This window comes from Actinotalea sp. Marseille-Q4924 (assembly GCF_916618755.1).
Classification (GTDB): domain Bacteria; phylum Actinomycetota; class Actinomycetes; order Actinomycetales; family Cellulomonadaceae; genus Actinotalea.
Genome location: NZ_CAKAKB010000003.1, coordinates 840,160 through 854,936 on the forward strand (window position 1 = coordinate 840,160; position 14,777 = coordinate 854,936).

The 14,777-nt window shown below is 74.8% G+C and carries 12 protein-coding genes; all 12 read left to right on the forward strand.

The genetic code is table 11. The annotated features are described in order from the left end of the window. Positions 1 to 2 precede the first annotated feature (2 nt). The 12 genes from LG379_RS10590 (at position 3) to LG379_RS10645 (ending at position 14,768) form a co-directional block, all read left to right on the forward strand. Complete coding sequence (locus LG379_RS10590; RefSeq protein ID WP_225754941.1) at positions 3 to 998, forward strand: aspartate carbamoyltransferase catalytic subunit; 996 nt, start codon at positions 3 to 5, stop codon at positions 996 to 998. Beyond that, on the forward strand, positions 995 to 2,335 hold the full coding sequence (locus LG379_RS10595) for a dihydroorotase (protein WP_225754503.1): 1,341 nt from the start codon (positions 995 to 997) through the stop codon (positions 2,333 to 2,335). The genes LG379_RS10590 and LG379_RS10595 overlap by 4 nt, the downstream gene beginning before the upstream one ends. Then, the gene (locus LG379_RS10600) at positions 2,332 to 2,889 is read left to right on the forward strand and encodes a hypothetical protein (protein WP_225754504.1); all 558 of its coding nucleotides are present in this window, start codon (positions 2,332 to 2,334) and stop codon (positions 2,887 to 2,889) included. The genes LG379_RS10595 and LG379_RS10600 overlap by 4 nt, the downstream gene beginning before the upstream one ends. Next, positions 2,886 to 4,175, forward strand: a complete 1,290-nt coding sequence (carA, locus tag LG379_RS10605; RefSeq protein WP_225754505.1) for a glutamine-hydrolyzing carbamoyl-phosphate synthase small subunit — start codon at positions 2,886 to 2,888, stop codon at positions 4,173 to 4,175. The genes LG379_RS10600 and carA overlap by 4 nt, the downstream gene beginning before the upstream one ends. Beyond that, positions 4,159 to 7,503, forward strand: a complete 3,345-nt coding sequence (carB, locus tag LG379_RS10610) for a carbamoyl-phosphate synthase large subunit (protein WP_225754506.1) — start codon at positions 4,159 to 4,161, stop codon at positions 7,501 to 7,503. The genes carA and carB overlap by 17 nt, the downstream gene beginning before the upstream one ends. 4 nt (positions 7,504 to 7,507) lie before the next feature. Further along, complete coding sequence (gene pyrF / locus LG379_RS10615; protein ID WP_225754507.1) at positions 7,508 to 8,416, forward strand: orotidine-5'-phosphate decarboxylase; 909 nt, start codon at positions 7,508 to 7,510, stop codon at positions 8,414 to 8,416. A gap of 174 nt (positions 8,417 to 8,590) precedes the next feature. Beyond that, the gene (gene mihF, locus LG379_RS10620) at positions 8,591 to 8,902 is read left to right on the forward strand and encodes an integration host factor, actinobacterial type (protein WP_034228230.1); all 312 of its coding nucleotides are present in this window, start codon (positions 8,591 to 8,593) and stop codon (positions 8,900 to 8,902) included. Positions 8,903 to 8,972: 70 nt separating this feature from the next. Continuing rightward, the gene (gmk, locus tag LG379_RS10625) at positions 8,973 to 9,536 is read left to right on the forward strand and encodes a guanylate kinase (RefSeq protein ID WP_225754942.1); all 564 of its coding nucleotides are present in this window, start codon (positions 8,973 to 8,975) and stop codon (positions 9,534 to 9,536) included. 126 nt (positions 9,537 to 9,662) lie between these two features. Continuing rightward, positions 9,663 to 9,926: a DNA-directed RNA polymerase subunit omega gene (gene rpoZ / locus LG379_RS10630; protein WP_225754508.1), complete on the forward strand. Its 264-nt coding sequence runs from the start codon at positions 9,663 to 9,665 to the stop codon at positions 9,924 to 9,926. Positions 9,927 to 9,936: 10 nt separating this feature from the next. After that, positions 9,937 to 11,136, forward strand: coding sequence for a bifunctional phosphopantothenoylcysteine decarboxylase/phosphopantothenate--cysteine ligase CoaBC (coaBC, locus tag LG379_RS10635; RefSeq protein ID WP_225754509.1), 1,200 nt, complete (start codon positions 9,937 to 9,939; stop codon positions 11,134 to 11,136). A gap of 73 nt (positions 11,137 to 11,209) precedes the next feature. After that, entirely contained in the window at positions 11,210 to 12,409 is a 1,200-nt protein-coding gene (metK, locus tag LG379_RS10640) for a methionine adenosyltransferase (protein ID WP_225754510.1), read from the forward strand. Positions 12,410 to 12,539: 130 nt separating this feature from the next. Beyond that, a complete protein-coding gene (locus LG379_RS10645; protein WP_225754511.1) occupies positions 12,540 to 14,768 on the forward strand; it encodes a primosomal protein N' in 2,229 nt (742 codons plus the stop codon). Positions 14,769 to 14,777: the final 9 nt, after the last annotated feature.

Genomic DNA, 14,777 nt, shown 5'->3' on the forward strand with positions numbered 1-14,777 from the left:
GCCTGCGGCACCTGCTCAGCGCGGCGGACCTCGACCACGAGACCGCGATCGCCGTCCTCGACACCGCCGCGCAGATGTCCGCGACGCAGTCGCGGGAGATCAAGAAGCTGCCGACGCTGCGCGGGCGCACGGTCGTCAACCTGTTCTTCGAGGACTCCACGCGGACCCGGATCTCCTTCGAGGCGGCGGCCAAGCGCCTGTCCGCGGACGTCATCAACTTCTCGGCCAAGGGCTCGAGCGTGTCCAAGGGCGAGTCGCTCAAGGACACGGCGCTGACGCTGCAGGCCATGGGCGCGGACGCCGTCGTCATCCGCCACCACGCCTCGGGCGCGCCGCACCGCCTGGCGCACGCCGGCTGGGTGGACGCCGCCGTGGTCAACGCGGGGGACGGGACGCACCAGCACCCCACGCAGGCGCTGCTCGACGCGTTCACGCTGCGCCGGCACCTGGCCGGTGACGCCGACAACCCCGACGGGGTCGGCCTCGACCTCGCGGGCAAGCACGTCGCGATCGTCGGGGACGTCCTGCACTCGCGCGTCGCCCGCTCCAACGTCCTGCTGCTCCACACGCTCGGGGCGCGCGTCACGCTCGTCGCCCCGCCGACCCTCGTGCCGGTCGGCGTAGAGGCGTGGCCGTGCGCCGTCTCCTACGACCTCGACGGCGTCATCGCGGACCAGCAGCCGGACGCGATCATGATGCTGCGGGTGCAGCGGGAGAGGATGGGCGCCGGCGGCGGGGGGACGACGGGCGCCACGAGCTTCTTCCCGAGCCCGCTGGAGTACACGCGGACGTTCGGGCTCGACGCGCGGCGCCTGCGGATGCTGCCGGACCACGCGATCGTCATGCACCCCGGCCCGATGAACCGCGGCCTGGAGATCTCCGCGGACGCGGCGGACTCCGACCGCGCCGTGATCGTCGAGCAGGTCGCGAACGGCGTGGCGGTCCGGATGGCGGTGCTGTATTTGCTGCTGGCGGGGGAGAGGGAGGCCTGGTCATGACCACGTACCTGCTGCGAGGGGCGTCCCCGCTGGGCGGTGACGCGACCGACGTCCTCCTGGCCGACGGACGCATCGCCGCGCTCGGCACGGACGCCGGTGCCGGTGCTGACACCGACACGGAGACCGTCGACGCGGACGGGCTGGTCCTCCTGCCCGGGCTCGTCGACCTGCACACCCACCTGCGCGAGCCGGGCCGCGAGGACGCCGAGACCGTCCGCACGGGCACCCGGGCGGCCGCGGCCGGCGGTTTCACCGCCGTGCACGCCATGGCCAACACCTCCCCGGTCGCGGACACGGCGGGCGTCGTCGAGCAGGTGTGGCGCCTGGGCCGCGACGCCGGCTGGGTCGACGTCTTCCCGGTCGGCGCCGTGAGCGTCGGGCTCGCGGGCACGCAGCTCGCGGAGCTGGGCGCCATGGCCCACTCCGCGGCGCGCGTGCGGGTCTTCTCGGACGACGGCCACTGCGTCCACGACCCGGTGCTCATGCGCCGCGCCCTGGAGTACGTCAAGGCGTTCGACGGCGTCATCGCCCAGCACGCGCAGGAGCCGCGGCTCACCGTCGGCGCACAGATGCACGAGGGCGTCGTCTCCGCGGAGGTCGGGCTGGCTGGATGGCCGGCCGTCGCGGAGGAGGCGATCATCGCCCGCGACGTGCTGCTTGCCGAGCACGTCGGCTCGCGCCTGCACGTGTGCCACCTCTCCACCGCCGGGTCGGTCGAGATCGTGCGCTGGGCCAAGGCCCGCGGCATCGCGGTCACCGCCGAGGTCACGCCGCACCACCTGCTGCTGACGGACGACCTCGCGCGGACGTACGACCCGCTGTACAAGGTCAACCCGCCGCTGCGGACCGCGGAGGACGTCGAGGCGCTCCGCGGCGCCCTCGCCGACGGGACGATCGACATCGTCGCCACGGACCACGCGCCGCACACCCGCGAGGACAAGGACTGCGAGTGGGCCGCGGCGGCGTTCGGCATGACCGGCCTCGAGACGGCCCTGCCGATCGTCGTCAGCACCATGGTCGAGACCGGCCGCATGACCTGGGCGGACGTCGCCCGCGTCCTGTCCTCCGCGCCGGCGCGCATCGGCCGGGTGGACAGCGGGCCGACGGCGCAGGGTCGCCCGGTCGCCGTCGGCGAGCCCGCCAACCTCACGCTCGTCGACCCGGCGGCGCGGTGGACGGTCGAGCCGCGCCGGCTGCTCAGCGCGAGCACGAACACCCCGTACGGCGGACGCGAGCTGAGCGGGCGCGTCGTCGCCACGTTCCTGCGGGGGCGCGCGACGGTCCTGGACGGCGCGCCGGTCGAGCCCGCCGACGCACCCGGGGCAGGTGCGCGGTGACCGACCGGACCTGGCTCGCCGTCGGCGTCCTCCTGCTCCTCTTCGCGATCGTCGCCGTGTCGATGGTCCGGTCCCTGCGCGCGAAGGAGCGGTCCTCGAGCGCGTCCGTGCCGCCGCCGCCCGAGGTGCCCGACGCCGCCGTCCTCGGTGCCGCGCGCACCGAGGCGCTCGAGGCCACGTACGTCTCGACGACGACGGCGCAGGACTGGCTCGACCGCGTGCCCGGGCACACGCTCGGGCGCCGGTCCCCGGCCCGCGTGCAGGTGCACGACGCCGGCGTCATCGTGCTGCGGACCGGCGAGCGGGACCTCTTCCTGCCGGTGGCGGACCTCGTCGACGTGCACCGCTCGCCGGGTCAGGCCGGCAAGTACCCCGGCGGCGAGGGGCTCGTCGTCCTGCGCTGGACGCTGCGCGACGTCGACGCGGACCTCGTCCTCGACACCGGGCTGCGTCTGCGGCACCGCGCCGACGCGGACCTGCTGGTCGACGCGGTCGAGCGTCTCGTCGCCGATCGCGACGACTCCACCACACCCACGAGCGAGGAGCCCCGATGAGCGAGCAGACCGCCGTGCAGACCGCCGCGCGCACCGGGACGCGGGCCGCCGTCCTCGTGCTCGAGGACGGACGGACCTTCACCGGCCGCGCGTTCGGCGCCCGCGGCAGCACCGTGGGCGAGATCGTCTTCAACACCGGGATGACCGGCTACCAGGAGACGCTCACCGACCCCTCGTACCACCGGCAGATCGTCGTCATGACGGCGCCGCACATCGGCAACACCGGCGTCAACGAGGAGGACCCGGAGTCGACGCGCATCTGGGTCGCCGGGTTCGTCGTGCGCGACCCCGCCATCCGCCCGTCGAACTGGCGCTCGACGCGCACCCTCGACGACGCGCTGGCGGCGGAGGGCGTCGTCGGGATCAGCGACCTGGACACCCGGGCCCTCACGCGGCACCTGCGCGAGCGCGGCGTCATGCGGGCGGGCATCTTCTCGGGCGAGGCGCTCCTGGACGGCAGCGGGCGGCGCAAGGTCGAGCAGGACCTCCTGGACGAGGTCACCGCGGCCCCGGTCATGACGGGCGCGGACCTGGCCCGCGAGGTGACCGTCGCGGAGCCGTACACGGTGGAGCCGATGCGCGGCCCGGCCAGCGGGACCGAGGCCGTGGCCACGGTCGTCGCGATCGACCTCGGCATCAAGTCGATGACGCCGCAGCGGCTCGCCGAGCGCGGCGTGCGCACGCACGTCCTGCCTGCCACCGCGACCACCGAGGACGTGCTGGCCCTCGCCCCCGACGGCGTGTTCTTCTCCAACGGCCCGGGCGACCCCGGTGCGGCGGTGCACGAGGTCGAGCTGCTGCGGGACGTGCTCGACCGCCGCATCCCCTTCTTCGGCATCTGCTACGGCAACCAGCTGCTCGGCCGTGCCCTCGGCTACGGCACCTACAAGCTCCAGTACGGCCACCGGGGCGTGAACCAGCCGGTCCTGGACCGCCGCACCGGCAAGGTCGAGATCACCGCGCACAACCACGGCTTCGCCGTGGACGCACCGACCGACGCGGAGTCCACCGCCCCGCACGACGACGGCCGCTACGGCCGCGTCGCCGTCTCGCACGTCGCCCTCAACGACCAGGTGGTCGAGGGGCTGGAGTGCCTGGACCTGCCCGCCTTCTCGGTGCAGTACCACCCGGAGGCGGCGGCCGGCCCGCACGACGCGGACTACCTCTTCGACCGCTTCGTCGACCTCATGACCACCGGGTCCGTCCCCGACCGCGCCGTCGGTGCCACCGGCACCGCGGGCACCGGCGACGCCACGAAGGAGCCCACCGATGCCCCGTCGCACTGACATCACCAGCGTCCTCGTCATCGGCTCCGGCCCCATCGTCATCGGGCAGGCGGCCGAGTTCGACTACTCCGGGACGCAGGCCTGCCGCGTGCTGCGGGACGAGGGGCTGCGCGTCATCCTCGTCAACTCCAACCCGGCGACGATCATGACGGACCCGGAGTTCGCGGACGCCACCTACATCGAGCCCATCACCCCCGAGGTGGTCGAGGCGATCATCGCCAAGGAGCGCCCCGACGCGATCCTCCCCACCCTCGGCGGGCAGACCGCCCTCAACACCGCCATCGCGCTCGACGAGGCCGGGGTGCTGGAGAGGTACGGCGTCGAGATGATCGGCGTCAACACGGCCTCCATCCACCTGGCTGAGGACCGCCAGGCGTTCAAGCACGTCGTGGAGCGCGCGGGCGCGGAGAGCGCCCGGAGCCACATCACGCACTCCATGGACGAGGTGCTCGCCGCCGTCGAGGACCTCGGGTACCCCGTCGTCGTCCGGCCCTCCTTCACGATGGGCGGGCTCGGGTCGGGCATCGCGTACGACGAGGCCGAGCTGCGCCGGATCGCGGGCGCCGGCCTGCACTACTCGCCGACCACCGAGGTGCTCCTGGAGGAGTCCATCCTCGGCTGGAAGGAGTACGAGCTCGAGCTCATGCGCGACAACGCGGACAACGTCGTCGTCGTCTGCTCCATCGAGAACGTCGACGCCGTCGGCGTGCACACCGGCGACTCGATCACCGTCGCGCCGGCCCTGACGCTCACCGACCGCGAGTACCAGCGGCTGCGCGACATCGGCATCGCGGTCATCCGCGAGGTCGGGGTCGACACCGGCGGCTGCAACATCCAGTTCGCCGTGCACCCGGAGACCGGTCGCGTCGTCGTCATCGAGATGAACCCCCGCGTGTCGCGCTCGTCGGCGCTGGCGTCCAAGGCGACCGGCTTCCCGATCGCGAAGATCGCCGCGCGCCTCGCCGTCGGCTACACGCTCGACGAGATCCCCAACGACATCACCGGGTCCACGCCGGCGTCCTTCGAGCCGTCGCTGGACTACGTCGTGGTCAAGGTGCCGCGGTTCGCGTTCGAGAAGTTCCCCTCCGCGGACCCGCTGCTGACGACGACCATGAAGTCCGTCGGCGAGGCCATGGCCATGGGCCGCAACTTCGCCGAGGCGCTGGGCAAGGCGATGCGCTCCATCGACAAGGCCGGCTCCACCTTCCACTGGGACGGTCCGGTCCCGACGGGGGAGCGGCTCGCCGAGTTCCTGGCCGCCGTCCGGATCCCCACCGAGGGCCGGCTCATCGAGGTGCAGCAGGCGCTGCGCTCCGTGGGCGCCGACGGCGGGACCACGGTCGAGGAGGTCTACGCCGCCACGGGCATCGACCCGTGGTTCCTGGACCAGGTCGTGCTCATCAACAGCATCGCCGACGACGTCGCGCGGGCGAGCGAGCTCGCCCCGGACCTGCTGCGGCACGCCAAGCGGCACGGGCTGTCCGACCGGCAGATCGGGAGCCTGCGCGGCATCGCCGAGAGCACGGTCCGCGAGGTGCGGCAGGCCCTCGGCGTCCGGCCGGTCTACAAGACCGTGGACACCTGCGCGGCCGAGTTCGCGGCCCAGACGCCGTACCACTACTCCTCCTACGACGAGGAGACCGAGGTCGAGCCCCGCACGCGCGAGGCCGTGATCATCCTCGGCTCGGGACCGAACCGCATCGGCCAGGGTATCGAGTTCGACTACTCGTGCGTGCACGCGGCGCTCGCGCTGCGCGACGAGTACGAGACGATCATGGTGAACTGCAACCCTGAGACGGTCTCGACCGACTACGACACGTCCGACCGCCTGTACTTCGAGCCCCTGACCTTCGAGGACGTCCTTGAGGTCTACCAGGCCGAGCTCGCCGTCGGGCCCGTGAAGGGCATCATCGTGCAGCTCGGCGGGCAGACGCCGCTCGCCCTCGCCGAGCGCCTCGAGGCGGCGGGTCTGCCGATCCTCGGCACCCCGCCCGCGGCGATCGACGCGGCGGAGGACCGCGGCGTCTTCGGCCGCGTCCTCACGGACGCCGGGCTGCCCGCGCCCGCCTTCGGCACCGCCCGGTCGCTCGTCGAGGCGACCGAGGTGGCCCGCGGCATCGGCTACCCCGTGCTCGTGCGCCCCTCGTACGTGCTCGGTGGCCGCGGCATGGAGATCGTCTACTCGGACGGCCAGCTCGCCGGTTACGTCGAGCGGGCGCTCGGGGCGGCCGTGGCGACCGACGGCGGCACGGGGGAGATCCCGCCGCTGCTCATCGACCGCTTCCTCGACGACGCCATCGAGCTCGACGTCGACGCGCTCTACGACGGCACGGAGCTCTACCTCGGCGGCGTCATGGAGCACATCGAGGAGGCCGGCATCCACTCCGGCGACTCGGCGTGCGTCCTCCCGCCCGTCACCGTCTCCGAGGCCGAGCTGGAGCGGATCCGGCAGTCGACCCGGGCGATCGCGGAGGGCGTCGGGGTGCGCGGCCTGCTCAACGTGCAGTTCGCGCTCGTCTCCGACGTCCTCTACGTCCTGGAGGCGAACCCGCGCGCGAGCCGCACGGTGCCGTTCGTCTCCAAGGCCACCGGGGTGCCGCTCGCCAAGGCGGCCGCCCTGGTGATGGTCGGCCACACCATCGCGGACCTGCGCGCCGACGGCGTCCTGCCGGCGCACGGCGACGGCAGCCACCTCGGCCTGGACGCCCCGATCGCCGTCAAGGAGGCCGTGCTGCCGTTCCGGCGCTTCCGGACCGCCTCCGGCTCGATGGTGGACACGGTGCTCGGCCCGGAGATGCGGTCGACGGGCGAGGTCATGGGCTTCGACGTCGACTTCCCCCGCGCGTTCGCGAAGTCGCAGGCCGCGGCGTTCGGTGGCCTGCCGACGAGCGGCACGGTGTTCATCTCCGTCGCCGACCGCGACAAGCGGTCCATCACGTTCCCCGTGAAGCGGCTGGCCGAGCTCGGCTTCGAGATCCTCGCCACCGAGGGCACCGCCGCGGTCCTGCGCCGGAACGGGATCCCCTCGCGCCTGGTGCGGAAGCACTCCGCCGGCCGTGGGCCCGAGGGGGAGCCGACCATCGTGGACCTCATCGTCTCCGGCGAGGTCGACATGGTCGTCAACACCCCCTCCGGCCAGGGCGCGCGGGCCGACGGGTACGAGATCCGCACCGCGGCCGTCTCGGCCGACAAGCCGATCGTCACGACCGTCCAGCAGCTCGGTGCGGCCGTGCAGGGGATCGAGTCGCTCCTGTCGGGGCCGTTCTCGGTGCGCAGCCTCCAGGACCACGTGCTCGAGCTCCGTGAGGCCACGAAGGCGAGCCGGTGAGCCGGTGAGCCACAGCACGGGACCCGCCGACGACGGCGCCGCGGCCACCTTCGGCGCCCGGCTCGCGGGCGCCATGGACCGCCACGGACCGCTGTGCGTCGGGATCGACCCGCACCCGGCCCTCCTGGAGCGGTGGGGCCTGACGGACGACGTCGACGGCCTGCGGCGGTTCTCGCTCGGGGTCGTCGAGGCGCTGGCCGGTCAGGTCGCGGCGCTCAAGCCGCAGTCGGCGTTCTTCGAGCGGCACGGCTCGGCCGGCGTCGCGGTCCTGGAGGAGGTCGTGGCGGCGACGCGGGGCACGGGCACCGAGCTCGTCGTCGACGCCAAGCGCGGCGACATCGGCTCGACGATGGACGGCTACGCCGACGCCTACCTGCGCGACGGCTCCCCGCTCGCCGGTGACGCGCTCACGGTGAGCCCGTACCTGGGGTTCGGCTCGCTGGGGCCGGCGGTGGAGGCGGCGAGCGCGTCCGGCCGCGGCCTGTTCGTCCTCGCCCTCACCTCGAACCCCGAGGGTGCCGCCGTCCAGCACGCGCGGACCGTCGCCGCCGACGGCGCGCCGGGGGAGTCCGTCGCGGGTGCCGTCGCCGCCGCGGCCGCGCTGCTCAACGCCGCCGAGACGGCGCGCACCGGCGCCCCGCTGGGATCGGTCGGGCTCGTCGTCGGCGCGACGATCGGGGCGGCCGCCCGCACGCTCGGCGTGGACCTCACCGCTGTCGGCGGCCCGCTCCTGGCACCGGGCGTCGGCGCGCAGGGTGCGGGCCCGGCGGAGCTGGAGGACGTCTTCGGCGACGCCCGTCGCGCCGTCCTGGCGTCGGTCTCCCGGGGCGTGCTCGGCGCCGGCCCGGCCCCCGCCGACCTCCTCGCGGCGGCGCGACGGACCGCCGACGACGTCGCGCGCGTGCTGCGGTGAGGCGCACCCGGCACGCCCCGCGACGCCTCGCCGCGGCGCGCTCGGGGCCCTGTCGGCGCCCCTGACCTGCAAGACTCGTCCGATCTCGTCGTCGCTCTGCGTTGCCCTGAGCGGCACCTCCTCGCTACTTTCGAGTGTCCGCCCCCGTCCCTCCCGCGAAGAAGGTGACCCCGCGTGGCCCTACCCCCTCTGACCCCCGAGCAGCGCGCCGCTGCACTCGAGAAGGCTGCCGCCGCTCGCCAGGCGCGAGCCGAGGTCAAGAACCGGCTGAAGTACTCCCAGGGCTCCCTGGCCGAGGTCATCGAGCAGGGCCGGACGGACGACGTCATCGGCAAGCTCAAGGTGTCCGCCCTGCTGGAGTCCCTGCCCGGCGTCGGCAAGATCAAGGCCCGCGCGATCATGGCGGAGATCGGCATCTCCGAGACCCGACGCCTGCGCGGCCTGGGGCCGCACCAGGCGCAGGCCCTCATCGAGCGCTTCGGCTGAGGTGCGGGACGACCACGGGACGCGTGACGCCTCCCGCCCCTCCGGGCAGGAGCCGGACCCGAGCGCGCGCCTGACCGTCCTGGCGGGGCCCACCGCGGTGGGCAAGGGCACCGTCTCCGCCGACGTCCGCGCCCGGTACCCCGAGGTCTGGCTCTCGGTCTCGGCCACGACGCGGCGGCCGCGGCCGGGGGAGATCGACGGCGTGCACTACCACTTCGTGGACGACGTGACGTTCGACCGGATGGTCGCCGAGGGGGAGTTCCTCGAGTGGGCCGTCGTGCACGGCCGGAACCGCTACGGCACCCCGCGCGCCGCCGTCATGGAGCGGCTGGCCACCGGGACCCCCGCGCTGCTGGAGATCGATCTCGCCGGCGCCCGCCAGGTGCGCGAGGCGATGCCGGAGGCGCGCTTCGTGTTCCTCGCGCCGCCGAGCTGGGACGAGCTGGTCCGGCGCCTCGTGGGACGCGGGACCGAGGACGAGGAGGAGCGCGAGCGGCGCCTCGCCACCGCGCGGGTCGAGCTCGCCGCCGAGGCCGAGTTCGACCACGTCATCGTCAACGACGAGGTCCACCGCGCGACGGACGAGCTCATCGACGTCATGGGCGTCCGGACGCGCTCGGGCGTCGGCTGCTGAGACCCTCGCGCGTACGACGAGCGCTGCCGGCGCGCCTCGCGGACGGACCGTTCCGCCGCGGGCGATAGGATGGCCAGTCGACCACCGACCGACCACCTCCCACGTCCCCTTTTGGAGCCGCGCCTCATGTCCGGAACCGTCGCCAAGCCCGAGGGCATCACCGACCCGCCGATCGACGACCTGCTCACGGCCACCGACTCCAAGTACGCGCTGGTCATCTACTCCGCCAAGCGCGCGCGCCAGATCAACGCGTACTACTCGCAGCTCAACGAGGGCCTCCTCGAGTACGTCGGCCCGCTCGTCGAGGCGCGCCACCAGGAGAAGGCGCTCTCCATCGCCATGCGCGAGATCAACGCGGGCCTCCTGACGCTCACCAGCAACGAGTCCTGACGCACCTGCCGTGCGCATCCTCCTCGGTGTCGGGGCGGGCATCGCCGCCTACAAGTCGGCCCTGCTCCTCCGGCTCCTGACGGAGTCCGGTCACGAGGTCCGTGTCGTCCCGACACGGGCCTCGCTGGCGTTCGTGGGCACCGCGACGTGGGAGGCCCTCTCCGGGCGTCCGGTCACGACGGACGTCTTCCAGAACGTGCCCGAGGTCGAGCACGTCCGCCTCGGCAAGGAGGCCGACCTCGTCGTCGTCGCGCCGGCGACGGCGGACCTGCTCGCCCGCGCCGCGACGGGTCGGGCCGACGACCTGCTGACCGCCGCGCTCCTCACGGCGCGGTGCCCCGTGCTGCTGGCGCCGGCGATGCACACCGAGATGTGGGAGCACCCGGCCACCCGCGCCAACGTCGCCACCCTGCGCTCGCGCGGGGTGCACGTGCTCGACCCCGCCGTCGGCCGGCTCACCGGTGCCGACTCCGGTGCGGGGCGGCTCCCGGAGCCGGAGGAGATCGCGGAGGCGGCCCTCGCGCTCGTCGGGACACCGTTGCGACAGGACCTCGCGGGACGGCGCGTCGTCGTCAGCGCTGGGGGGACGCGCGAGCCGCTGGACCCGGTGCGCTTCCTGGGCAACCGCTCGACCGGTCGGCAGGGGTACGCGCTGGCGAGCGCGGCGGCGGCACGGGGTGCCGAGGTCACCCTCGTCGCGGCGAACGTCTCGCTGCCGGACCCTGCGGGCGTCGCGGTGGTCCCGGTCGAGACGACCGCCGAGCTGCGCGCGGCCGTCCGGGAGCACGCGGCGGCGGCGGACGTCGTCGTCATGGCCGCCGCGGTGGCGGACTACCGCCCGGCGACGACCGCGAGCAGCAAGCTCAAGAAGGACGGCGACGGCGGGCTCACCCTCGAGCTCGTGCAGAACCCTGACGTGCTCGCCGAGCTGGCCCAGGACCGGCTGCGACCCGGCCAGGTCGTCGTCGGCTTCGCCGCCGAGACCGGGGACGCGTCCGGCTCGGTCCTGGAGCACGGGCGCGCGAAGGCGCTCCGCAAGGGCGCGGACCTCCTCGTGGTCAACGCGGTCGGTGCAGGGCGCGGGTTCGGCGAGGTCGAGAACGAGGTGGTCGTCCTGGACCGGGAGGGGACCGACGTCGTCCGCTCGGGCGGCACCAAGGAGCACGTCGCGCACGCGGTGTGGGACGCGATCCGGACGCGCCTCGTCTGACGGGGCGGGTGGCGCCGCGGTCCGCACGCAGGTCGGCGACCGGCGCGTCGGTGGCCGGAACTAGGCTGCGGCCATGACCACCACGCCGCTGCGTCTGTTCACGTCCGAGTCGGTGACCGAGGGGCACCCCGACAAGATCTGCGACCAGATCTCCGACGCGATCCTCGACAGGATGCTCGAGCAGGACCCGGCCGCACGCGTGGCGGTGGAGACGATGGTGACGACCGGCCTGGTGCACGTCTCCGGCGAGGTGACGACCGAGGCGTACGTCGAGATCCCGCAGGTGGTCCGCGACGTCGTGCGCCGGATCGGCTACACCTCGTCGGCCATCGGGTTCGACGCAGACTCCTGCGGTGTCTCCGTGTCCATCGGCCAGCAGTCCCCGGACATCGCGGCCGGCGTCGACAAGGCGTGGGAGTTCCGGACGGGGGAGCAGGTCGACCCGCTGGACGCCCAGGGAGCCGGCGACCAGGGACTCATGTTCGGGTACGCGAGCGACGAGACGCCGTCGCTCATGCCGCTGCCGATCTGGGTCGCCCACCGGCTCGCCGAGCGCCTGGCGTCCGTGCGGAAGGAGGGGACGCTCGGCTACCTGCGCCCCGACGGCAAGACGCAGGTCACCATCGGGTACGACGGCGACCGGCCGGTGCGCGTGGACACCGTCGTGCTCTCCACGCAGCACGACCCGGGCGTGGCGCTCGACGCGACCCTCGCCCCGGACGTCGCCGAGCACGTCATCGCACCGGTGCTCGACGAGCTCGGGCTGGACACGACCGGCCACCGGCTGCTCATCAACCCCACCGGCACGTTCGTCATCGGCGGGCCCCAGGGCGACGCGGGCCTCACCGGTCGCAAGATCATCGTGGACACCTACGGCGGCATGGCGCGGCACGGCGGGGGTGCGTTCTCCGGCAAGGACCCCTCGAAGGTGGACCGCTCCGCGGCCTACGCCATGCGCTGGGTCGCAAAGAACGTCGTGGCCGCGGGCCTCGCGCGCCGCTGCGAGGTGCAGGTCGCGTACGCGATCGGCGCCTCCCACCCCGTGGGGCTTTACGTCGAGACCTTCGGCACCGAGACCGTCCCCGTGGAGCGCCTCACCGCGGCGATCCGCGAGGTGTTCGACCTGCGACCCGCGGCGATCGTGCGGGACCTGGACCTGCTGAGGCCGATCTACTCCCGCACCGCCGCCTACGGGCACTTCGGGCGCGAGCTGGCCGACTTCACGTGGGAGCGGACCGACCGGGTGCTCGACCTGCACAGCGCCCTGTCCTGACGCCGGGTCGCAGTCGGCAGCCGGGGACCCAGGATGTCGCCGGCCGTGTCGGCAGCCGTCGCGGCAGCGGTGTCGGCACAGCGTGGTGGGATGTCCGCGTGGAGAGCCCGGCGGACCGGATGAGGGGTCGATGAGCGAGGCCGTCGCGGGGCAGGGCGGGTCCTCGGGCGACGAGGGTGTGCAGCCGACCCTCACCGGCCTGCCGACGCCCCGCAGGCGTCGCGTGCGCGGTCCCGTGCCGCTGGCCGAGCGACGCCCGGTCGCCCGGGTGGTCGTCGACAGACCGCTGACGCACCTGGACCGCGTGTTCGAGTACGGGGTGCCGGCGTCGTTGGACGCCGACGTGCGCGCCGGCGTGCGCGTGCGCGTGCGGTTCGGCGGGCAGGACGTCGACGGCTTCGTCGTCGACCGGGCCGACGAGCCGGAGCACGACGGCGAGCTCGTGCCCCTGCGTCGCGTGGTGTCCCCGGAGGTCGTGCTGACGCCCGCGGTGCTCGCGCTGGCGCGGGCCGTGGCCGACCGCTGCGCCGGCACGCTCGCCGACGTCCTCCGGCTGGCCGTGCCTCCGCGCCACGCGCGCACCGAGGCCGAGGACGCCGGCCCCGGGAGTGCCGGCGGCACGGCGGACGCACCACCCGGCGAGGTCGGTCCCGCGGTGGCCGGGACGACCGCCGGGGGCGGCGCGGGCGCGTTGGGGACCACCGCCCCGCCGACCGACACCACACCCCCCTGGGCGCCCTACGCCGGCGGCACGGCCTTCCTCCGCCACGTCGTCGACGGCGGGGCCCCGCGCGCGGTGTGGTCCGCGCTGCCGGGCCGGGCGGGGCAGGCGTGGGCGGACGCGCTCGCCGCTGCTGTCGTGGCCGCCCTGCGGGGTGACCGCGGCGCGCTCGTCGTGGTGCCGACCGCGACGGACGTCGACGTCGTCACCGCGGCCCTCGAGGCCGCCGGCGTGCCCGCGTGGGTGCCGGGCGCTCCGGTCGACGGCACCGGGTGGGTGCGGCTCGTCGCCGAGGACGGCCCCGCGGCGCGGTACCGCGCGTTCCTGGCGGCCGTCCGCGGCCACGCCGGCGTCGTCGTCGGCACGCGGGCCGCCGCGTTCGCCCCGGTCGCGCGGCTCGGGCTCGCCGTGTGCTGGGACGAGGCGGACCCGCTGCACGCCGAGCCACGGGCGCCGTACCCGCACGCCCGCGACGTGCTGCTGCTCCGGTCCCAGCAGGAGGGCGCCGCGCTGCTCGTCGGGGGCTTCAGCCGCTCGACCGACGTGCAGCGCTGGGTGCGCGACGGGGTCGCCCGTCCGGTCCAGGCGGACCGCGCCGCGGTGCGTCGTGCCGTCGCCAGGATCGCCGCCCTCGGCTCCGCGGACCTGGCGGTCGAGGGACCGGCGGCCGCCGCCCGCCTCCCCGCGCCCGCCTGGCGCGCCGTGCGGGACGGTCTCACGCGCGGGCCCGTCCTCGTCCAGGTGCCCCGGGCCGGGTACGTCCCGGCGGTCGCGTGCGTCCGCTGCCGGGCGACCGCGCGCTGCCCCGCGTGCCACGGGCCGCTGGGGCTGCCCGGCGCGTCGTCGGCGCCGTCGTGCCGGTGGTGCGGACGGCTCGCGGTCGGCTGGCGGTGCCCCGCGTGCCGGGCGGAAGGGTTGCGCGCCGTGCGCGTCGGCTCGACCCGGACCGCCGAGGAGCTGGGGCGCGCCTTCACCGGGGTGCCGGTCCGGCAGTCCGGCGCCCAGGCCACCGACGGCGTCCTCACGACCGTGCCGGACCGCCCCGCCCTCGTCGTGGCGACGCCCGGCGCCGAACCCCGTGCCGACGCCGGCTACGCGGCCGCCGTGCTCCTCGACGCCGCGGTCGTGTCGTCGCGCGACGCGCTGGACGTCGGCGAGAGCGCGCTGCGGACGTGGATGCGCGCGGCCGCGCTCGTGCGCCCCGCGCCGGAGGGCGGTGTCGTCGTGCTCGTGGGTGACGGGGCGCCCCGAGCGACCCAGGCCCTGGTCCGCTGGGACCCCGCCGGGTTCGCCGAGCGCGAGCTCGCCGAGCGGGACGAGCTGCGCCTGCCCCCGGCGGTCCACGTCGTCGCGATCGAGGGTCCGCGGCATGCCGTCGAGGACCTCCTCGTGCGCGCCGCGCTGCCGGGGGAGTGCGACGTCCTGGGTCCGCTGCCGGTCGCGCCGCCGCTGGAGGGGGAGTCCGCGACCGTGCTCCTCGAGCTGCCGACCGAGGTGGTCGTGCGCGCGCTCGTCCGGACGCCCTGGCCGCTCGCCCCCGACGTCGTCGCACGCCTGGCCGGTGCGCGGGCCGCCCGCAGCGCCCGTCGCGACCCCGGCCCGGTGCGCCTCCACGTCCAGCCGCAGGACGTCCTGTGACCTCCGACG